Here is a 21,944-nt window from a genome sequence, read left to right as displayed (position 1 = left end):
GAAGCCTTTATGATACATTCTATACTCCGGAAGCCGCTTCTTTCATCGCTGCTCATGTTAGCACTGCTGTTAATGGTGCAGGGATGCAGTAGCACGAAAAGTGTACCGGAAGGAGATGCTTTATTTACAGGTTTTAAAGTTGAAGTAAAAGGTGAAAATGACAAGAAGCAACGTGCAAGTATAACCACAGAGCTTAGCAACACCGTACGTCCGAAACCAAACGCTTCCATACTTGGCCTGCGACCCAAATTATGGATCTACAATGCTGTCGAACCGACTAAAAAAGAAAAAGGGCTAAAGCATTTTATCAAAAACAAGCTGGGCGAAGCGCCGGTTTTAATCTCACAGGTAGATACCAACAGCATCAGCGGCGTGATGGGAACCCGCCTGCACAACCGCGGCTATTTCGATAACGAAGTGGTCAGCGCCACTACTGTTAAAAAAAAGAAAGCAACTATAAACTGGACTGCCACTGTAGAAGGGCCTTACCGCCTCCGCAACATCAAGTTCCCTGAAAATGACTCGCTGGCAGTGCATGCTGCTATACGGGCAACAAAATCGGAATCGCTGCTGAAACCCGGCGATCTGTACAACCTGCAAAACATGGTGCTGGAGCGGGAGCGCATCGACAAGCAATTGAAAAATGAAGGTTACTTCTATTTTGGGCCTGACCTGCTGATCTTCAGCGTGGATACCATGGTAGGTAACCGGCAGGCGGATGTGCTGTTACGCGTAAAGAAAGATGCACCGGCGCAGGCGCTGAAACCTTATACACTGGAGGACATCTACATTTTCGCCAACTACTCGCTTGCCGACAGCCTGTACAACAGCGATACCATCCGCTACGAGCAGTATTATTACATACCCAACGAGAACTATGTTAAGGCCCGCCACCTGCTCAGGGGCGTGTTCCTGCAGCAGGATAGCCTGTACTCGCGACAGAACCATCTGCTCACCACCAGCCGCCTGATGGAAATGGGAGCGTACAAGTATGCGAACATTAAATACGTCCCAGACACTGCCAGCCAGGGAAAACTGGATGCGTTCATTTACCTCACACCCAACCTCAAAAAATCGCTCCGGGTAGAGGCGCAGATGGTCAGTAAGTCGAACAACTTTGCAGGGCCCGGCGTAACGGCCTCCTTCCGGAATCGCAATGCCTTCAAAGGGTCCGAGCTGCTTTCGCTTAACGTAACAGGCAGTTTTGAGAGCCAGGTAGGCGGCACCGGCACTAGCGGAACCACCGATACAGGCGGCGATACGAAAAGCACAACAGGCCAGACCTCCTATGAGCTGACAACAGAAGCTTCCGTTATACTTCCCCGTATCATTGCTCCCTTCAAGGTGAAGAACCTACGCTCAGAGTTTGCTCCCAATACCCGGATCACGGCAGGATACAGCTTTCTGAACCGAGTGCAGTACTTCCAGAGTAACTCTTACAACGCCTCGTATGGTTACAACTGGCGCCCTAAAAGAACCCTGACACATGAGATCACGCCTATAAACCTACAGTTTGTGAGAACAGCCAAGGTAACAGATCAATTTCAGGAACAGTTGAACAAGAGTACCTATCTGCGGCGCAGCTTCGAGAACCAGTTCATAATCGGCTCTATCTATCAGTTTACTTTCAGCAACCTGACACTGCCGGATCTGCCGCACCAGTTTTACAACAGGTTTAACATTGATGTATCAGGTAACGCGGTTAATGCGATACAATCGCTGATGGGCACGACCAAACCCACCGACGAAGAACCACGAACTCTAATAGGGCAGCCTTACTCGCAGTACTCACGCCTTGAAAACGACTTTAGGTATTACTACAACTTCACAGAAAAAACGCAACTGGCAACCCGCCTTATTCTGGGAGCAGGGCTGCCCTACGGCAACTCCAGCACACTGCCCTATGTGAAGCAGTTCTTTATTGGAGGCCCCAACAGCATACGGGCCTTCAGGGCGCGTAGCATTGGACCCGGTACGTATGATACTCTGATCGACTCACTCTCCTATTACGACCAGGTAGGTGACATAAAGCTGGAAGCGAATGTGGAGTACCGTTTCCCAATTACAGGATTTTTCCGCGGAGCTTTTTTTATTGATGCCGGTAACATCTGGCTCATAAAAGATTATATAGGTGATGACGGAAAAGTAGAAAAACCGGGAGGCAAATTCAATGCTGGCAACGTGCTGGGTGAACTGGCTATCGGCACGGGTTTTGGCCTGCGCGTGGATGTGGAATTCTTTGTAATCCGTTTTGATTTTGGCATACCAGTCAGAAATCCGGCGTTACCAAAAGGCTCCCAATTTGTGCTGGGTGATTTCAAACCAACTTTTGGCGACGATGGCATGATTCTCAACATTGCGATTGGCTATCCTTTCTAGACTATGTAAGTTAAAGTATAAGTATAAAAAAAGCTGCCTCTGTACAGAGGCAGCTTTTTTTATACTTATACTTTATCGCGTTAAACAAACTCAGCTCCGACTTTTTCAAACTCGTAGCTGTAAAGGAGCTCATAATACTCACTGGCCATGCGGTCGGCTCCGAACTGCGGAAGCACATCCTGCATACTTTGCTTTTTGATGCGCAGCCACTTTTCTTTATCGTGATAGTACGTCGGTATGATCTCGTGTTCCAGGATGTGCATCAGGTTCTGGTAATCTGTCTCGTCCTGAACTTCATCCGGCAGGCTCAGGTCCACTATCGGCAGCACAAAACTGTTTTCGCCATGGCGGGCAAACTCCGGCAACCAGCCGTCCAGCACCGAGAAGTTGATGGCTCCGTTCATGGCAGCAGTCATGCCGCTGGTGCCGGAAGCCTCTCTTGGGCGACGCGGCGTGTTCAGCCATACATCGGCACCTTGTTTGAGTTTACGGCTCAGCTCAATTTCATATCCTGTCAGCACCGCAATGTTCGGCTTGCGGTCAGCTAGTTTCACCAGCCTGTTAAACACGCTGATCGCTCCGTGGTCAAACGGGTAAGGTTTACCTGCCCAGATCACCTGTACTGGCATATCATGGCGGTTGATCAGCTCCAGGAAACGCTCCACATCGCGTAAGATCAGGTCGGGTCTTTTATAGGCGGCAAATCGTCGGGCCCATACTACCGTCAGCACATCGGGTTTGAAGAGCTTGCCCGTCTGGTCGGCTACCAGGTCGAACAGCTGTTTTTTCATTTCCTTTTTCCTGTTCACCAGCGCAGCATCATCGTTGTTGGCGAGCGCCTGCTTCATGGTCTCATCCATCCAGAAAGGCACGTTCTGCGCATTGGTGATTGCCTGTATCTCGCACACCCCTTCGTTGTCGTACCACATCTGGCGGGCAACCTCACCATGCAGCTGCGATACACCATTAGCCACCTTCGACATACGAAGCGCTGCCAGCGTGTAGTTGAACATGTGTCCGTGCATGCCCGTGATGGTTCTGGCTTCTTCCAGCGTAGTGTTGTTGAAGAAACTCATGCGATCGAGCATATGGATGTCATGCTCTTCGTTACCCGCTTTCTCCGGCGTATGGGTTGTAAATACCAGGCGTTTTTTCACCTCGTTTACGTCTTCATAATCTGAAAGCAGCTTGAATGCCAGCGGCAGCGCATGGCCTTCGTTCATGTGGTAAATATCGGCCCCACCGAGTGCCTCTACCACTTTCGCTCCGCCAATACCCAATATGATGCTTTGGGCTACCCGTGTTGCCGGTTCCGGATCGTAGAGCATGCGCGTGATGGTGCGGCCCAGGTAATCGTTTTCAGGTATGTCTGTCGTTAAGAAATACATCGGCGCAGTACCGAAGATCTCTGGTTTCAGCACCAGTGCCTTAACTGTTACCGGGTGGTTGTTCACCAGCACCTTTACCGTTATGCCACTGTCTTCCAGGAAAGTATAAAACTTCTTCCTGAAAACCGGGTGCATGGTCTGGTCTTCGTTTCGGTCCTGGTCGTAGTAGCCATACTTCCACAGCATGCCAATGCCGATCATGTTTTGCTTCAGGTCGTAGGCACTGTGCATGTGCGAACCTGCCAGAAAACCCAGACCTCCGGAATATGTTTTCAGCGCCTGGTGTATGCCAAACTCCATGCTGAAGTAAGCTACCCGTTTGCTGTACTTTTCATCTATATTGTAAGGATGATACCACTTATCGTACTTTTCCATATGCTATTCGAAAATTTCAATTCTCACGACACTACCAACATGTAAGGCTTTTCTAAAGCTGGATATTAAACTAAGTTAACAAATAGTGTCAAAAGACCTCTTGTAGTTAAATTCTATGACTATTATACTTTAAATTTTACTTATTCTTATTAATTAAGTTTTTATTCTGGTCAACTATTATAATCGCTCTGTTGGTGAATAGATTAACTAACGTAAAGCTAGAAATTTATCCTATGTTATAATACAATATCTGCTGATTTTGTCAGTATTTTTTCTTTTTAACCCGAAATGAGCTACGTAGTTCACGCATTGTATTTTTAAAATAATCTCGCTACGTACTTAAATCCAATTTATCGCTCCATATATAGTTTATACAGAGCATCTTCTCTCATACCTTGTACACCTACCCGCTGCAAAACATGTGCCTAAAGGCACCGTACTTTGAAGGAAACATGCTCAAAACGTAAGCCATGAAGGAAGAACGAAAAGGAAGGGTGCGGAAAAGCACTCCGCTGGAAGCCAATAAAGAGATCGATGAGAAAACGATAGAAAACATTCAGCGATACGGGTACCGCAGCCGTGAGGCAATAGACAAGCGCCTGACTGAACTTACCAAGGAGTGGGATATAGAAAAGACGCTGGAGGTGAACGCTTCTACACTGGCGCTGACCGGGCTGGCGCTCGGTGCGTTCGTGAACAGGCGGTGGTTTATACTTCCGGGCGTGGTAGCCTCGTTTCTGCTGCAGCACGGCCTGCAAGGCTGGTGCCCTCCCCTGCCGCTGTTCCGTGCCCTCAAGATCCGGACAAGGCAGGAGATCAGCGAAGAAGTATTTGCCCTGAAGGCCATGCGCGGAGACTTTAAGGATTTAGAAAATAAGAGCCCGGGCGAGCTGCTTCAAACGGTCAGAAGCTAAAATACCTGGTAGAAATTGTTTTCTTCTCTATTATCTTCACTTCGCTGCTGGTTGAGGCTGTAAGTATAAAAAGATAACCTAGCTAACTTAAACTTTACCCGCAACATCCCTAAAACCACCCGAGCAAAGTATAAACCCGTATGAAGGAGCTTAAAGATAATTTCTCGCAGCAGGCGGACCAGTATGCCCGCTACCGCCCACACTACCCGCAGGAACTGTATGAGTTTTTATACTCCCATACCGCTGTGTTTGATAAAGCCTGGGATTGTGGCACCGGCAACGGCCAGGTAGCCGCGCAACTTGCAAACCGTTTCGCTAAAGTATACGCCACCGACATAAGCGAATCGCAACTGAACCATGCTACCCGTCTTCCCAACATTCAGTACCTTTTGAGCCGGGCAGAACAAACTGTACTTCAGAATAAAAGTATTAACCTGATCACGGTAGGGCAGGCGTTCCATTGGTTTGATGCAGAAGCCTTTTACAAGGAAGTTCGCCGGGTGGCTACCTCCGACGCATTGCTCGCGCTCTGGCTCTACGACCTGCTTCGCATCGAAGCCAGGGAAATAGACGAGCTGCTAGATGCCTTTTATAATCATACCCTTGCCGGCTACTGGGACCCGGAGCGCAAACTTATCGACAAGCATTACGCCAACATCCCTTTTCCTTTTGAGGAGATCAAAGCACCCGTATTTTACATGGAGTATGAGTGGACGTTACAGGATGTGGGATTATACCTGAACACCTGGTCGGCGGTACAGCGCTACATACGCCAGCACGGCCAGAGCCCGGTAGATGTACTGATGCCACACCTACTGGACGTGTGGGGAGATCCGGAAGCCCGGAAAAAGGTGAGTTTTCCGATCTATATGCGGGTGGGCAAAGTAAACTAGCCATACTTTCCTGGCTTGTTAAAAATCTACAGCTGCTAACCTTCGTACATAAGACATTCCTGTTGCCGGTGTAGCCTGTAAAAGCTATAAAGGTAACTCCAAAGAGATTGAAACTATGAAAGAAGCGCAGCAAAAACACCTTTGGTGGCAAGAAAGTGTAATTTACCAGATCTATCCCCGATCCTTCCAAGATAGTAACGGCGATGGCGTAGGCGACCTGCGTGGCATCATCAGCCGGCTTAATTACCTGCAATGGCTGGGCATCGATGCCATCTGGATCTCGCCCATCTACCCTTCGCCCATGGCCGATTTCGGCTACGACATTTCCGACTATACCGGCGTACATCCCCTGTTCGGTACGCTTGATGACTTTGACGAACTGCTGCAGGAGGTGCATGCCCGCGGCATGAAACTGATACTGGACCTGGTACCCAACCATACTTCCGACCAGCATCCGTGGTTCCTGGAATCGCGCTCCTCACGCGATAACCCCAAGCGCGACTGGTACCTTTGGTACGATGCCAAAGAAGACGGATCGGTACCCAACAACTGGCTGAGCGTGTTTGGGGGAAGTGCCTGGGAATGGGACGAGAAAACACAGCAATATTATTACCACGCTTTCCTGAAAGAGCAGCCTGACCTGAACTGGCGCAACCCGGAGGTGCAGCAAGCCATGCTTGACGTAATGCGCTTCTGGCTCGACAAAGGCGTAGACGGCTTCCGGGTAGATGTGATGTGGCACATGATCAAAGACAAACAGCTACGCGACAACCCACCCAACCCGAACTACACGCCTAACATGGCGACCTACGAGCAACTGGTGCCTGCCTACTCTACCGACCAGCCGGAGGTACACCAGATTGTAAGAATGATGCGGCAGGTGCTCGACAGCTACCACGAGCGCATGATGATCGGTGAAATTTACCTACCCATCGACAAACTGATGACCTATTATGGCACAGACAACTCAGGCGCCCACCTTCCTTTCAACTTCCTGCTGCTTTCCCTGCCTTGGGATGCCGCACAGATCGCCTCTACCATTGGCCAGTACGAAGGTGCGCTGCCAACCGGAGGATGGCCAAACTGGGTACTGGGCAACCACGACCAGCCCCGCATTACCAGCCGGGTAGGTAAATCACAGGCCAGGGTGGCAGCCATGCTGCTGCTCACGCTAAGGGGTACGCCTACCATTTACTACGGCGATGAAATTGGCATGCGTGATGTGGCAATTCCGCCTGAAGAAGTACAGGATCCCCAGGGCCTCAACATGCCGGATCTGTACCTGAGTCGTGATCCGTCCCGCACCCCCATGCAGTGGAATGACCAGGCAAATGGCGGTTTCTCGGAAAGCAAACCCTGGCTACGATTACCAGACAATTACCGCCGCCTGAATGTGCAGGCACAGGAGCAGGACCCCTACTCCATGCTGTCGCTTTACCGGAAACTCCTGAAGCTGCGCCACGAAGAACCGGCATTAAACATTGGTACGTACGTTCCGGTGCCGCCAGAAGGACAGGTGCTGTCTTTTATCCGGCAACATGAAAGTCAGCGGTTCCTGATCGTGCTTAACCTGAGTCACCGACCTGTCTTTTTCAAGCCCCGGAATCTGAGCTGCAGAGGCAGAATAGCAATTGCCACTTATCCCGAGCGGGAAGGTGAAGCGTTTAACAACAGCACCAGCCTTGCCGGGGACGAGGGCTTGGTGATCAGGCTGGAAGAAGCATGATCTGATCTGGTGATTGTACCTGGCTATACTTCAGCTGCTGCCTATTGAAGTATAGCCATTGAAAATCTTTGCTCCGGCAGCAACACGTTTATAACAATCAACAAAATGCAAACGATAGGTGCAGAGTACCTGGGAGATGGACAGTGTTCATTTACAGTATGGGCTCCGGAAAAACAGAAAATGACCTTGCAACTGGTACATCCTGAAGAAAGGATTGTAGAGATGAAACAGGATAAGTGGGGCTGTTTTCAGGTAACAGTTCAGGATGTATTCCCCGGAACACGCTACTTTTTTATACCCGATGAAGAAGAAAAAGGCTACCCGGACCCTGCATCCCATTACCAGCCGGAAGGCGTACACGGCCCATCGGAAGTAATGGATCACAGCACCTTCGAATGGCACGATCAGAACTGGCGCAACATAGCTTTTCAGGATATGGTGCTCTACGAAGCACATGTGGGTACCCTGACCCCGGAAAGCACTTTCGAAGCCATCATCCCACTGCTCGATGACCTGGCTGCGACCGGCATCAATGCCATAGAACTGATGCCGGTCGCGCAGTTTCCGGGCAACCGCAATTGGGGCTACGATGGTGTAGACCTGTATGCCGTACAAAACTCCTACGGAGGACCTGATGGGTTAAAGAAGCTGGTCGATGCCTGCCATGCCCGTGGTATTGCAGTTTTTCTGGATGTGGTGTATAACCACGTAGGTCCGGAAGGCAACTACTTTTCTAAGTTCGGTCCTTATTTTACAGATAAGTATAAAACACCCTGGGGTGAAGCGATAAACTACGATGGCGACTGGAGCGACGGCGTACGCGATTATTTTACAGGAAACGCCTTACACTGGTTCCGGCATTACCACCTGGATGGGCTTCGCCTCGACGCCATCCACACGATTTACGATGACAGCGCCGTCAGCTTCTGGGAGCTCTTGCACCGCAGGGTAAAACAGTTGCAGCAGGAAATGGGCAAGCCGCTGTATCTCGTAGCGGAGAGCGACCTGAACAGCCCGCGCGTGATCAGATCGCCTGAGTTGGGAGGTATGGGATTTGATGCACAGTGGCTCGATGATTTTCATCATACCCTGTATGTGCTGCTTCATCCGCCCGGGAAAAAATTTTACGAAGATTTTGGCCAGCCAGAGCAACTGGCAAAAGCCTATACGGATGGTTTTGTACTGACCGGTGAGTACGTCAACTTCCGAAAACGTACCTATGGCGCATCCTCGGCAGGAGTGCCGGGGGACAGGTTTGTTGCCTTTTTGCAGAACCACGACCAGATCGGCAACCGCGTGAAAGGGGAGCGCATGTCGCAGCTGGTATCTTTTGAAAAGCTGAAGCTTGGTGCCGCAGCCATTTTGCTTGCGCCTTACGTGCCAATGCTGTTTATGGGAGAAGAGTATGGAGAGGATGCCCCCTTTTTATACTTTGTAAGCCACAGTGACACAGACCTGATCGAAGCGGTACGCGAAGGGCGCAAAAAGGAATTTTCCCGGTATAAATGGGAAGGAGAACCTGCTGATCCGCAGTCAGAGGAAACATTTAACTCCTGTAAGCTGCAGTGGCAAAAGCGCAAAAAAGGACATCATAAAGTTCTGGAACAGTGGCACCGGCAATTGATCTGGCTGCGCAAAGAGCATCCTGTCCTGAAGAACTTTGAAAAAAAGGATGTGCAGGTCCATGTGCTGGAACAACGAGGATTTGTGCTGCAGCGCCAGACAGCAGATGGCCTCAGGCACCTGCATTGCCTCTTTAATCTTTCGGATACGGAACTGTCTTATACTTTCTCGAAAAAGGCAGCGGACTGGAAAAAAATCCTGGACTCTAAAGAGGAGAAATGGTTGGGAAAAGAGGAAGCTGAAACGAAGCCATTGCCTACGTATGTAAAGGCAGAAGAGCAGGTAAAGCTTGCGCCTTTAAGTATAGCCGTATACGAGGGCAAACTATAAGTAACATAGAAATCCGTACCAATGAGCTAAAAATAAAAAAGCCGCTGCTAAAGTATAGCAGCAGCTTTTTTATACTTTCATTCAGCTATATTACATAGCTTTCAGGTTCACAGAGTTTTTGGCCAGCTCGTTCAGCTTGGTATCGGCCATTTTCTCTTCGTCCAGTGTCTGTCTTAACAAAGCGGCAGCTTCCATGTGGCCCAGTCGTTCGGCATAGTGTGTGGCAGTTCCGTAACCTGAAATTTCGTAGTGCTCGATCTTCTGCGCTGCGGCAATAATACCTGCATCCTGTGCCTCCGGAGATGCGTCTTCAGCCATCATTTCCCTGCCTTGCATCACCATACCTTCAATGGCAGAAGCCGGTACCTCCATCTTCTGTATGTTCAGCATTTGAAAAACCTGGTCGAGGCGGTCTTTCTGAGCTTTTGTTTGCTCCAAGTGGTTCTCCAACGCCATCTTGAGCAGCTGGTCATTAGCCCGTGATGCCATTTCCGGTATTGCCTGTATCAGGTTCTCTTCTACCCCGTAAAGCTCCATCAGTTCGTGTTTGAACAGGTCTTCTAAATTTCTAAGTTCAGCCATAGCTTTATTTTGTTTAGCGATAAATTTTTATCAGCCTAGTCAGCATCAGGTGATCTGACTGTGCCTTTTTGTAACGACTGAAACAAGGCATAGGTTAAACTCTATACCCTACCTGTATCGCATACTATTGCCCTTCAACACCTTATACTTTCCCCAAATTTTTCAGGCATTTTTCCAGGTCAACTCCCTTCCCCAGCACACCTTCAAAAAGATCGCCCAATTTGCGTAGGCGTTCCGGCACATTCCTGATGGTAAAGGCTGACGGATGCAGGCCGGGCTTCACTTCTTCCCATTTCAGCGGAGTAGAAACTGTGGCTCCTTCTTTAGGCCGGGCGCTGTACACAGCAGCTACGGTTTGCCCGATCGCGTTCTGCAAATAATCGAGGTATACTTGCTTGCTGCGCGCTTTAGGATTGCGTTCGAGGCTGGTAAGGTCGGGGAGCCGCTCGTGCACCAGTTGCGCCACGATCAGGGCAAACTGCTTTACCTGCTCAAAAGTATACTGAGCTCCCAAGGGCACGTAGAGGTGCATGCCTGTAGCCCCGGATGTTTTCACATAGCTTTCAGCACCGGCCTTGTCGAGTATCTCTTTTGCTACCAGCGCTACTTCCACTACTTCGTCGTAGGAGTTCTCACCCGGGTCCAGATCGATGACCATGTAATCCGGCTTGTCGAGGTTGGCCAGCCGCGAGTTCCAGGGGTTGAGCTGGATGCAGCCCAGATTGTTCATGTAAGCCAGTGTGGCTTTGTTATCGCATATGAGGTAATCCACGTCCTGCCCGGTCGATTCGGCACGAAGCGCCACGGTGCGCACCCAGTCCGGGGTATGGTCGATGTCTTTCTGGAAAAAACCGGGTTTGGCAATGCCGTTCGGGTGGCGTAGCAGCGACTGTGGCCTGTCCTTTAAGTAGGGCAACAGCACGTCGGCTATACTTTGGTAATAGTCGATCAGGTCGCCTTTGGTGATTTCTTCGTCCGGAAAGTATAGTTTATCGAGGCTGCTAAGCGGCACCTCCTGCCCTTCGATCACCACTTCTTCCCTGTTCTTACTGTCGCTCTTCATTTCTTTTGCTTTTTTGGGCGGGTCTTTCTTTTTTGCTTTAGGTGCTTCTTCGGCTTCTTCTACCGCCTCAGTGGTATGCAGGGCTGTTTCGCGCACGACTTCTTTGGCTTTCTTGTCTTCGCGCAGCCCTTCGTAAATGGCTTGCCGCATAATACCCTCCGAAGTCCATTCGGCAAATGAAATTTCAGCCACCAGTTCCGGTTTAACCCAGGTAGCGGGTGCATTGGGCTTTACCTTGCCTGCAAACGGCGATTCTGCCTGAATGAGTGGCTCCAGCCGGACCTTGAGCTCGCCTAAAGTTTTGGTATTGAAGCCGCTGCCGCTCTGCCCTACATAGGTAAACTTGCCATCTTCGTACACGCCCAGCACCAGCGCCCCAATGTGCTTGCGCTTTCCTTTGGGTTCCGTAAAGCCGCCGATTACAGCTTCCTGCCGCAGGTGTGTTTTGATCTTAAGCCATTCGCTGCTGCGCTGGCCGGTGCGGTAGGGGCTGGTAGCGAGTTTTGCCATGATGCCCTCTATCTGCTTGCGCTGCGCCTCCCTGAAAAAGGCCACGCCTTGTGCCTCCACATGATCCGAATAGCGCACTGTGGGCAACTCCGGCAATATTTCTTCCAGCCGCTTTTTACGCTCGATCAGGGGCAGGTCGCGTAGGTCTTCCCCGTCCAGGTACAGCAAATCGAACACGTAAAAGTACAGGTGTTCGGAAGGCGTATTCTGGTAGTTCTGCAATTGCTGGAAAGTCGCATAACCTTCATTGTTCAGCACTACGATCTCTCCATCCAGCACCGCGTCGTGTCCCAGTTCCTTCAGGCTTTCTACTATGGGTTTATACTTGTCGCCGTAAGATTTTCCGCTTCGCGAGTAAAGTTCTACGTTGCCATCCTTCACCTCCGCCACGGCCCGGTAGCCATCCCACTTTATTTCGAACAGCCACTGCGCTTCGTCAAAGGGACCATCTGTTAATTTTGCCATCATAGGCTTGATATGGTGCGGCATGGTGGCAGGTTTTGCTTTGCTCTTACTGTCAGTTTCTGATTTGGCAGTACTTTTTTTCTTTGCAGCAGCCGGCTTTCTGGTTGCCGGCTTGTCAAGGTAGTCTTCGCTGTCGTAGGTTTCCTTCATGGCCATCTCATCCGATTTCTTCACCAGCAGCCAGGCTCCCTCCTGTCGGCCTTTCATTTTGATCAGGGAGAACTCCCCTTTCAGCTTTTTGCCGTCCAGCACAAACTTGATGTTGCCCTCTTCTAGCCCGCGCAGCAGGTACTCCTCGTCCTGCTTCCGGTCGTAGGTTTCGGCAGCATAGTACGTGCCTTCGTCCCAGATGTCGACGTGGCCGGCGCCGTAGTTGCCCTCGGGTATATCGCCTTCAAAAGTGCGGTACGACAGTGGGTGGTCTTCTACCATCATGGCCAGCCGTTTGTCAGCAGGGTTCAGCGAGGGGCCTTTGGGTACGGCCCAGCTTTTGAGCACCCCCTCCATCTCCAGCCTGAAATCATAATGCAGTGTAGAAGCCTCGTGGCGCTGTACCACAAAGCGCAGTTTGCCATTGCTTTTCTTTACTGCTCCCTCAGGCTCGGGTGTGTGGCTGAAGTCGCGTTTTTCGTTATACTTTTCAAGTCCCATAGGTGTGGCTGATTAAGAGGCGCGAAGTCTAGGCTGCCCACCTTCGAGGCTGGCTTTGAGCTGAGCCATCAGGTCTTTTGTTTTGGTTGGCACCACTTCCATCTTTTTCGGAGCCGGCTTCTTCTTACCCTTTGCTTTGGATTCGATCAGCTTCATCAGGTCTTCGGTGTAAGTATCTTTGTAGTCCTGAATGTCAAATTCGGTTGAGAACTGGTTGATCAGTTCCACGGCCATGTCAAGCTGCTTGCCGCCGATGTCTACCTTATGCGGCAGTTCCAGGTCTTTTACATCCCGCACCTCTTCCCCGAACCGCAGCATCTGCAGCACCAGCGCATCCCCTACCGGACGGATCACCGCCAGGTCTTCGGTGCCGCGCATCACCAGGGAGGCAATGGCCACTTTGCCGGTGCGGCGCATGGCATCGCGCAGCAAACCATAACCGGTTTTATTTCCTTTTTCAGGAGTCAGGTAGTAGGGCTTTTTAAAGTATATCTCGTCGATTTCCTCCTCATCTACAAAAGCGGTAAGCTGCACGATCTGGTTCTTTTCGGCGCTTACTTTTTCAAAATCCTCGTCGGTCAGCTCCACATATTTGCCTTCGTATTTGTAGGCTTTTACGATCTCGTCGTAAGGCACTACCTCGCCTGTTTTCTCGTTCACCCGCTGGTTACGCACCCGTGCATGATTGCGACGGTCGATCAGGTCAAAATCCAGGCGGCGCGCCTTGGTGGCGCTGTACATTTTTATAGGTATGTTCACGAGCCCGAAGCCCAGTGATCCTTTCCAAACAGCTTTCATAGTTTTATCTTTTAGAACTTATACTTCATTTCTTCTATAGTCCTAAAACGGATTATAGTACCAGACGTTTGCGGCGGCCCCAATAAGGTACAAGTTCAGGCAGTTGCAGCTAGAACCGTAATGAAGTTTGATTTAGCGAAAGGAATTGAAGTATGGCTATGAGGGCAGCTAAGTATAAACCTGCTACCTGGCCAGCTTTAGTATGCGGAAGGCGCCCCTGGCAACCAACAGGAACACGAGCGTACCGATGATCAGGTCAGGCTTGTTGGAATTGGTGAAGTAAACGATGACGCCAGCCGTGATAACGCCGATGTTGGCGATCACGTCGTTGGAAGTAAAGATCCAGCTCGCCCGGATGTGTGCTTCGGTGCTTTTGGCTTTCTGGAGCAGGTATAAAGAAGTGGCATTGCCGGCAAGCGCCAGCAACGAAATGTAGATCATGGTCTGGAAATCGGGCACCAGCTCGTAACCCAGAAAGCGTCGGATCACTTCGGCAAAGCCCAGCACTGCCAATGCCAGCTGAAAATAGCCGCTGACTTTTGCGACTCCTTTTTTACGGCCAGTGCTGCCACCAACGGCAAACAGGCTTAGGCCATACACAATGGCATCAGCCAGCATGTCCAGCGAGTCGGCTACCAAGCCCATAGAGCGGGAAATGATACCTGTAACCACCTCAATTAGAAATAGCGAAAAATTAATGAGCAGCACCGCCCACAGCAGTTTTCTTTCAGATGGCGGCTGCTGCACCTGTGCCGGTGCCTCTGTTTCCTCCGTGCCCAGCAGGGTGGAGTTCAGGTTTAAGGTGTCGATGGAATCTGCAATAGGTGCAACTTCGCCGGTGTGGTAAACGGTCAGTTGCCTGTTGGGTATGTCAAAATCCAGGTGCTGTATGCTAGCGGCACCTTCCAGACGCAGGCGGATCATCTGCTCCTCCGAAGGGCAATCCATCTGGGTAATACGGAAAGTGGACTTCTGGACCATAGCAGAACTACCGGCACAAAGCCAGCCTATACTTGCCTTATGATACTTGTTACTACCGAGATGAGTTACGGAAGGACTTTGCGCGAACAGGATGTATTGCTACGTCTTTGATATAATGTTAGTAAGGCATTCCAAAATCTAATTAGATAACTTGTTAACTATTGCTATTTTTAGTTCTCCCAATAATCTTTGATAACTGGTACTTTACTTGAGCTTTTCTTCATTACTGTGTTTGCAATCACTCCCGTTCCAAAGCCACAGCTATAATTGTAATTACTAGCCTCATGCTTTATAACAACCGCTTTTTTCTCAAAAGTGAAGGTCAGTTTACAATCAGATGGATCAAAAGCTTCATTGTATATATAAACAGCTCGATTGTAGTTATATTCTAATGTGTCTACAAATGAACCAGAGTTATAGCTTGGATAACCTTTATCGTAGTAAAAGCTTATTGCTAATCTGTCTTTACTAATAAGTTTAACATGTAGTTCACCATAACTGCCTTTTTCTCCTTCTTTCAACTTTTTACCCCTCAAAATATAGGAGCCGGTTGGGTCAAGGTACTTATCCTGACCATAAGCTATTATACCTACAAGAAGTATAAGTATGGTTGAAGAGCTTAAACCTTTGATCATTGATATTGACTGTAAATGAACAGCATTTGAGCAAACACCCGATCAGAAAACAAGCTTCAACGCAGCGCCGTTGCCGGCATAGCCTAACTGCAGGTCAACTTTTGACTTGTAGGTCTTTTTTAAACCATTATTGTAGATTGAAATAGCGTTATGCTCGTGCTTCCTGATCGCCGATGTAAAAGGGAAACTCAAAGCCATTAAACCTAGACCAACTCCGGCAACTTTCCAGTTCGGTTCTCCTCCTCCTAACTGCGCACCGATAGGGTAACCTATTAAGAAACCACCTGCGTAACTCAGAATCGTAGCCGGGGCATTGTTACGGTAAGCAATCTTTAATTCTTTCTTTGCCTCCGGATTACTTTCCAGCACATAAAGTAGTTCATTTCTGCTGAGAAGCTGCCCGTTGAGGAAGTAGGCATTACCGATAGCATTCCTCTTCACAACAATCTCTCCCTGGCTTTGGGCATTTACATGGTTCACATATCCTGCCAAAAGCACTACTATAAGCAATGCGTATAATTTCTTCATGCAAAACGTGGTATGTTATAATACAAAAATAGAATATTCAGAAGAAACAATATAGCAGCTTTATAATAAAAATTTATGCTGTGTTTTTGTCAGATGATAGCGGCGTGGCTGAAAACCGCTTGTATTAACAGTAGTCTTGAAGGGGGCAGTTGCTTCAAAGCCGTCATCACCAGAACAAAAAAGCACCGGCCCTTAACAGCGCCGGTGCTTCCATACTTATACTTATACTTATACTTATACTTATACTTATACTTATACTTATACTTTAAGCCAGTTTCTCTTCCAGTTCTTCTACCTCCAGCATCAGGGCTTCCCATTTTGCGTTGGTCGTGTCGAGCTCTTTTTTCACAGCTTCAAACTTCTGGGAGGTTTCCTGTAGCAGGCCTACGGTCCCGTATACTTTCGGGTCCGATAGCTCGGCCTCATACCTGGCCAGTTCCTGCTCCAGGCGCTGCACCTGTTTTTCTACCTCGCTGAGTTGTTTGTTTGCCTGCTTCAGCTGATTGTTCAGGGCATTGTACTCATTGTTGTCCCGCTGCTGTTTAGGTTTGGCTTCCTCTTTTTTTGGTGCCGGCGTATTTGCAGCGGCAAGCTTTGCTTCCTTCTCGCGCTTCTCCTGGAAGAGCTCGTATTCGTGGTACGTACCCGGATACTCCTTCAGCTGGTAATCTTCAATGTACCAGATCTTGGTCGCGACGTTATCCACGAAGTATCGGTCGTGCGAGATGATTACAAACGTACCCTCGTACTGCTCCAGCGCCTGGATCAGGATGTTAACCGATTGCATGTCCAGGTGGTTGGTCGGTTCGTCGAGCATCAGGAAATTGGCTTCTGAGATCAGCGTTTTGGCCAGTGCCACACGCGACTTCTCCCCTCCTGAAAGTACCTTGATCTTCTTGAACACATCGTCGCCGGTGAACAGGAAGGAGCCCAACAGCGTACGCAGCTCTACTTCTGATTTCTTGGAACCTGCCTGCTGCATCTCCTGCAGTATCTCATTCTCCACGTTTAGCGCTTCGAGCTGGTGCTGCGCGTAGAACGACATGATCACGTTATGGCCCAGCTCGCGCTTGCCCTGGATGGGCTCGGTGCCGGCAATAATGCGCAGCAAAGTCGATTTACCTTTTCCGTTGGCTCCGATCAGGGCTATTTTATCGCCCCGCTCGATGTGCACGTTCGTGTCGCGGAAGATGACCTTATCGCCGAAGCTTTTGCTCATGTGCTCCAGTCGGAACACATGCCGACCGGGCTGCACACTGAAACGGAAGCTGAAGTTTACTTTAGCTGCATCCGGTGCTACTTCCTCGATACGTTCCATGCGCTCGAGCTGCTTCATGCGGCTCTGGGCCTGCTTGGCTTTGGTTGCCTTGGCCTTAAAACGCTCGATAAAGCGCTCGGTCTGCCGGATGTGCGCCTGCTGATTTTCGTAAGCGCCTTTCTGTATCTCGTTGCGCAGCGCCTTCTCCTCTACATAAAAACTGTAGTTGCCCGGGTACACGTTCAGCTTGGCGCCTGATACTTCTACCGTCACATTCGTGGTACGGTCCAGGAACTCGCGGTCGTGCGACACGATCACCACGGCACCTTCAAAACGCTCCAGGTACGACTCCAGCCATTTGATAGAAGGTAAGTCGAGGTGGTTAGTAGGCTCATCGAGCAGCAAGAGCGAGGGTTTCTGCAACAGGATCTTGGCCAGCATAACGCGCATGCGCCAGCCACCCGAAAACAAGGCCAGCGGCTGCTGCAGCTCCTTGGTCGTAAAGCCAAGACCTTCCAGTATCGCCTCGGCCTCTGCCTGCATGGTATAGCCGCCCAGCTGCTCAAATCGCTCCTGCAGTCTGGCCAGTTTGTCTACCAGGTCATCGTGGAAGTTGTTCTCAAACTCTACCAGCACCCGGTCAATTTCCTTTTGCAGGCTTAACGCCTCCCCGAATGCCTGCATGGCCACCGAAAGTATACTTTCGTGCGTCTCGTAGCTCAGCAAATCCTGGTTCAGGAAACCGATCGTGGTGTCCTTGCTCATCTGTATGCTGCCGCCATCAGGCTTGTACTCTCCCACAATCAGGCGCAGCAGCGTAGACTTGCCCGTACCGTTCAGACCGATCAAGCCGATCTTGTCTTTGGGTTTGATGTGCAGGTTGGCATCCTCGTACATTGGGCGGCTGCCAAAATGGAAATTGAGGTTATTGATAGAGATCATGCGCTCCGGTTATTCTTGAAACACAAAGGTACTTATTTTAGATAAGAAGATACAGCCGTTGCAGGCATTAGCTCTCACAACTTCGGCGTGGCGCTGTTATACTATACTTTATAAAGGCACTGTTCCGGATCAGACCACCAAGATTGATCTGCCTGCTTGTGTATCTCCGCTGAGTGCTTAACTTGCAGGTTCCTGTTAAGGGTTCCCCAGGCAAAAACAAAGTATGAACAAGGCATGTTGAAATCGTTCTGAGGCCAGAAAGTAACCAAAGCAGCTTCTATTTGACAGAAACACAGCAGGCGCAACAAAAGCCCTGCTGAATAGTTAAACAATATCAGCTGTGCACCGTTTCTTAGTTCTTCACGTGCAAACGGGCTTGCCTGAAAGCATGGTATACCAGCTGAAAAATCTAAACTTTTTATGATTGCGGTTACTTCTCTTTTAGATAAACCACACGCGGAATGTGTACTTGAACTGACTGAGCTTCTGGAGAAAAAGTTTGGCCTCAGCGGCGTTAAAATGACGCCCTACCCGCACCTGACGCTTCTTACGGCGGAAATACCCGACAAAGAAGAATTGGTCGAATACCTGGAGCAAACTAGCCTGGAAACGCGGCCTTTCAAGATCCGGACCACCGGTCTGGGCATTTTCCCGGGCGAGACACCCGTAATTTACATACCGGTGCTCCGTACAACTCTTCTCAACCAGCTGCACGTACGGCTGCACCGCGACATTTCCGAAATGAGCACCGAGATGGGCGTTTACTACAACCCCAACATGTGGCTGCCGCATATTTCGCTGGCCCTGGGAGACACTACCCCACAGCTGCTTGGCCCGGTGTTGTCCTTCCTCTGCAGCTATAATTTTAACTGGGAGATTACAATAGATAACCTGTGCATACTGGAGAAGCGCGGCGAATATTTTTTAAAAGAAGAGGAGTTCCTGTTCAATAAAAGGTAGCTCAGCGGTTAACCTCAGTCAATGCCCAATAAAGTAGCAGCCCTTCCGGAAAGGTGTTTTTTTTGATAAAAAATCACCTTAAATAAATTCAATTCCATGCCAATAATAGAAGCTGCCTTTTACCGGCCTTTAAATCGTAAAAATCAACTTCCTTCTGTTTCCTCACTTTTAGTCAGGGTAAAATAAGCTGTACTATAATACAGCGTGTGGTCTGTTTACATGCGACTTTACAATTACAGCAACTACTGCTTATCCTGTTCCTTTTGCTTAGGCATCCCACTTTATATACTCCAATTTTAATCTTATTTTAATACTAAAATATCATAACAAGTTGAACAATGGCTTTTTGGACGCCGTACCTTCCCTTAATCGGAACAAGCTGGTAAATCAGGCACTTACACCCTGAACCACCCCCTTACATCCACCACAGGTCAGCATACAAAACACCAAATTATGAACGAAGAAGAGAAGCCACACCACCAAAACAAAACAGATTTCAAGGTAAACGAAGACAGTAAAAATCAGCAGCTGGAACAATTCCGGGAAGATCCCAAAGATCAGTTCATGACTACCGATCAGGGCGTGCGCATCAACCACACCGACGATTCGCTGAAAGCCGGTTCGCGGGGGCCTACCCTGCTGGAAGATTTTCATTTTCGTGAGAAAATGACGCACCTCGACCACGAGTCCATTCCGGAACGCGTGGTACATGCCAGGGGCTCCGGTGCACACGGCTACTTTCAGCCGTACGAGTCGATGGCCGAGTTTACCAAAGCAAAATTTCTAAGCAACCCAAGTATAAAAACACCGGTGTTCGTGCGCTTTTCTACCGTGGTAGGCTCGCGTGGCTCAGCCGACACGGTGCGCGATGCACGCGGCTTTGCCGTGAAGTTTTATACCGAAGAAGGCAACTACGACCTGGTAGGCAATAACATACCCGTATTCTTTATTCAGGATGCCATCAAATTCCCGGACCTGGTACACTCCATCAAGCCGGAGCCTGACAGCGAGATGCCACAGGCGTCGGCCGCTCACGACACCTTCTGGGACTTTGCTTCGCTGATGCCTGAATCCACACACATGCTTATGTGGGTGCTGTCGGACCGAGCTATTCCGCGCAGCTTCCGGATGATGGAAGGCTTTGGCGTGCATACGTTCCGTTTCATAAACGAAGCCGGTAAAGCACGTTTTGTAAAATTCCACTGGCGGCCTACCATCGGCGCCCACTCGCTGGTATGGGACGAGGCACAGAAGCTGGGCGGTAAAGACCCGGACTGGCTGCGCCGGGACCTGTGGGAAGCGATAGAAATGGGCAACTACCCTGAATTTGAATTAAGTGTGCAGCTGGTAGACGAAGAAGATGAATTCAAATTTGACTTCGACCTATTGGATGCCACCAAGTTGATACCGGAGGAACTGGTACCTTTGAAACCGATTGGGCGCATGGTGCTCAACCGCAACCCCAACAACTTTTTTGCCGAGACAGAGCAGGTAGCCTTCCACCCAGGCAACCTGGTGCCAGGCATTGATGTCACGAACGATCCGCTGCTGCAGGGCCGCCTCTTCTCGTATGTCGATACGCAGCTCAACCGCTTCAACAGCGCCAACTTTACCGAAGTGCCGATAAACCGCCCGGTGTGCCCGGTGCACAACCACAACGGGGCCGGCTTCATGAAAATGACCATCGGCAAAGGAAAAGTAAACTACTGGCCAAACTCACTGGGCAATGGCTGCCCGATGATGGCACCGGAAAGTGCGGGCGGGTATGTGCACCATCAGGAGAAAGTGGAAGGACACAAAATACGCGCCCGCAGCGAAAGCTTTAGCGACCACTACAGCCAGGCTACCCTGTTCTGGAACTCCCTGACCGAGCCTGAGAAAAAACACCTGGTAGAGGCCGCTCATTTTGAGTTGGGTAAAGTAGAAACCATCGCCGTACGCGAGCGCCAGCTGGCCAACTTCTATAAAGTAGATCCGGAATTTGCCCGCAGAGTGGCTGCAGGTATCGGAATAGAAGTACCCAAAGACCTGGAGGTAATATCTACAGGCAACTACGAAGAAAACGACGCTTCTAAGCAGATGAAGAAAGGCGCCTCAGTGAAGGAATCTCCTGCTGTAAGTATGGAAAGGAATAAGATCGAGACAGCAAAATCACGCAAAGTAGCCATCCTGATAGAAGACGGTTTTGACAGCAACGAAGTAATGCAGGTAAAAGAAGCCTTGGAAGCTGCAGGTGCACAAGCCAAGATCATTTCAAAATTGCTGGGCAAGCGCAGATCCAGCACCGGCGAAGCAATGGAGGTTGACAAAAGCCACGTTACCACCGGCTCCATCATGTTCGATGCAGTATACATTCCGGACGGACAGCAGAGCATACAGGCTATGAAGCAGGAAGGCGATGCCCTCCACTTTATCAGTGAAGCCTTTAAACACTGCAAACCTATTGCCACCTCCGGCAACGGGATTGCTCTACTGGAGCGTGCTTTTGTACTAGGGGTTAATTTTGCCAGCAACACGTCTGGCGAGGTAATGTCGCACAAAGGCGTGGTAACGGCCGGCAGCGAAGCCGATGCAGATGAGTTTGCAGGCCAGTTTATAGATGCCATCAAAAAACACCGCCACTGGGACCGCGAGGAGAAAACAATGGTACCAGCCTAGAAATTGTTTGTTATTTGATTGTTTGTTAGAAGCAAGAGCCGTGATATTCGCGGCTCTTGCATTTTGCAGAGGGAACAAAAAGGAGTATAAACCTTCTATCAAATCAGCCTTAGGTAAATAGTAGCGCCCTCGCTCGGCCATAAGGTTGTGTCCCGCCACGTTACATACAAGAGTATAAGAATATGCTGAGGTTTAAAGTATAAATTTCAGCCGACAGAGGCCGTGGGATACCTTACACTCACCGGAGGCAAGCGGGGGCTTTTATTACGCACAAATAATTTAATT

General features: G+C 49.7%; 15 protein-coding genes. 7 read left to right on the top strand and 8 right to left on the bottom strand.

Features of this window, described 5'->3' with window-relative positions:
* Positions 1 to 9 precede the first annotated feature (9 nt).
* Positions 10 to 2,379, top strand: coding sequence for a translocation and assembly module lipoprotein TamL (gene tamL / locus MJ611_RS15720; protein ID WP_250431047.1), 2,370 nt, complete (start codon positions 10 to 12; stop codon positions 2,377 to 2,379).
* 80 nt (positions 2,380 to 2,459) lie between these two features.
* On the opposite strand, the gene glgP is transcribed toward tamL, so the two are convergent.
* Positions 2,460 to 4,142, bottom strand: coding sequence for an alpha-glucan family phosphorylase (gene glgP, locus MJ611_RS15715; RefSeq protein ID WP_250431045.1), 1,683 nt, complete (start codon positions 4,140 to 4,142; stop codon positions 2,460 to 2,462).
* A gap of 470 nt (positions 4,143 to 4,612) precedes the next feature.
* On the opposite strand from glgP, the gene MJ611_RS15710 reads away from it, so the two are divergent.
* The 4 genes from MJ611_RS15710 (at position 4,613) to treZ (ending at position 9,628) form a co-directional block, all read left to right on the top strand.
* Positions 4,613 to 5,056, top strand: coding sequence for a DUF2892 domain-containing protein (locus MJ611_RS15710; protein WP_250431042.1), 444 nt, complete (start codon positions 4,613 to 4,615; stop codon positions 5,054 to 5,056).
* 140 nt (positions 5,057 to 5,196) lie between these two features.
* Positions 5,197 to 5,949: a class I SAM-dependent methyltransferase gene (locus MJ611_RS15705; RefSeq protein WP_250431041.1), complete on the top strand. Its 753-nt coding sequence runs from the start codon at positions 5,197 to 5,199 to the stop codon at positions 5,947 to 5,949.
* Between the two features lie 115 nt (positions 5,950 to 6,064).
* Positions 6,065 to 7,675 (top strand): alpha-amylase family glycosyl hydrolase, encoded by a 1,611-nt coding sequence (locus tag MJ611_RS15700; RefSeq protein WP_250431038.1) that lies wholly within the window; start codon positions 6,065 to 6,067, stop codon positions 7,673 to 7,675.
* Between the two features lie 105 nt (positions 7,676 to 7,780).
* Complete coding sequence (gene treZ / locus MJ611_RS15695) at positions 7,781 to 9,628, top strand: malto-oligosyltrehalose trehalohydrolase (protein WP_250431037.1); 1,848 nt, start codon at positions 7,781 to 7,783, stop codon at positions 9,626 to 9,628.
* A 90-nt stretch (positions 9,629 to 9,718) separates the two neighbouring features.
* Here treZ and MJ611_RS15690 read toward each other — a convergent pair whose 3' ends face one another.
* The 7 genes from MJ611_RS15690 to abc-f form a co-directional block, all read right to left on the bottom strand.
* Complete coding sequence (locus MJ611_RS15690) at positions 9,719 to 10,210, bottom strand: YciE/YciF ferroxidase family protein (protein ID WP_250431035.1); 492 nt, start codon at positions 10,208 to 10,210, stop codon at positions 9,719 to 9,721.
* Between the two features lie 142 nt (positions 10,211 to 10,352).
* Positions 10,353 to 12,899 carry a DNA ligase D gene (gene ligD / locus MJ611_RS15685; protein WP_250431033.1) on the bottom strand — a complete coding sequence of 849 codons (2,547 nt, stop codon included), beginning with the start codon at positions 12,897 to 12,899 and terminating at the stop codon, positions 10,353 to 10,355.
* Positions 12,900 to 12,911: 12 nt separating this feature from the next.
* Positions 12,912 to 13,697, bottom strand: coding sequence for a non-homologous end joining protein Ku (ku, locus tag MJ611_RS15680; protein ID WP_250431031.1), 786 nt, complete (start codon positions 13,695 to 13,697; stop codon positions 12,912 to 12,914).
* A gap of 183 nt (positions 13,698 to 13,880) precedes the next feature.
* Complete coding sequence (locus MJ611_RS15675) at positions 13,881 to 14,678, bottom strand: cation transporter (RefSeq protein ID WP_250431029.1); 798 nt, start codon at positions 14,676 to 14,678, stop codon at positions 13,881 to 13,883.
* Positions 14,679 to 14,848: 170 nt separating this feature from the next.
* The gene (locus tag MJ611_RS15670; RefSeq protein WP_250431027.1) at positions 14,849 to 15,313 is read right to left on the bottom strand and encodes a hypothetical protein; all 465 of its coding nucleotides are present in this window, start codon (positions 15,311 to 15,313) and stop codon (positions 14,849 to 14,851) included.
* A 42-nt stretch (positions 15,314 to 15,355) separates the two neighbouring features.
* The gene (locus tag MJ611_RS15665; RefSeq protein ID WP_250431026.1) at positions 15,356 to 15,841 is read right to left on the bottom strand and encodes a hypothetical protein; all 486 of its coding nucleotides are present in this window, start codon (positions 15,839 to 15,841) and stop codon (positions 15,356 to 15,358) included.
* A gap of 265 nt (positions 15,842 to 16,106) precedes the next feature.
* Positions 16,107 to 18,041 carry a ribosomal protection-like ABC-F family protein gene (gene abc-f / locus MJ611_RS15660; protein WP_250431024.1) on the bottom strand — a complete coding sequence of 645 codons (1,935 nt, stop codon included), beginning with the start codon at positions 18,039 to 18,041 and terminating at the stop codon, positions 16,107 to 16,109.
* A gap of 420 nt (positions 18,042 to 18,461) precedes the next feature.
* Here abc-f and MJ611_RS15655 point away from each other — a divergent pair, with 420 nt between their 5' ends.
* Together MJ611_RS15655 and MJ611_RS15650 are read left to right on the top strand one after the other, a co-directional pair.
* Positions 18,462 to 19,001, top strand: coding sequence for a 2'-5' RNA ligase family protein (locus tag MJ611_RS15655; RefSeq protein WP_250431022.1), 540 nt, complete (start codon positions 18,462 to 18,464; stop codon positions 18,999 to 19,001).
* 453 nt (positions 19,002 to 19,454) lie between these two features.
* Positions 19,455 to 21,659 carry a catalase gene (locus MJ611_RS15650; RefSeq protein ID WP_250431020.1) on the top strand — a complete coding sequence of 735 codons (2,205 nt, stop codon included), beginning with the start codon at positions 19,455 to 19,457 and terminating at the stop codon, positions 21,657 to 21,659.
* Positions 21,660 to 21,944 lie beyond the last annotated feature (285 nt).

Source organism: Pontibacter ruber (assembly GCF_023630205.1).
GTDB lineage: Bacteria > Bacteroidota > Bacteroidia > Cytophagales > Hymenobacteraceae > Pontibacter > Pontibacter ruber.
Note: the sequence above shows the minus strand (reverse complement) of the source record. Positions and strands in the feature narration are given on the sequence as shown.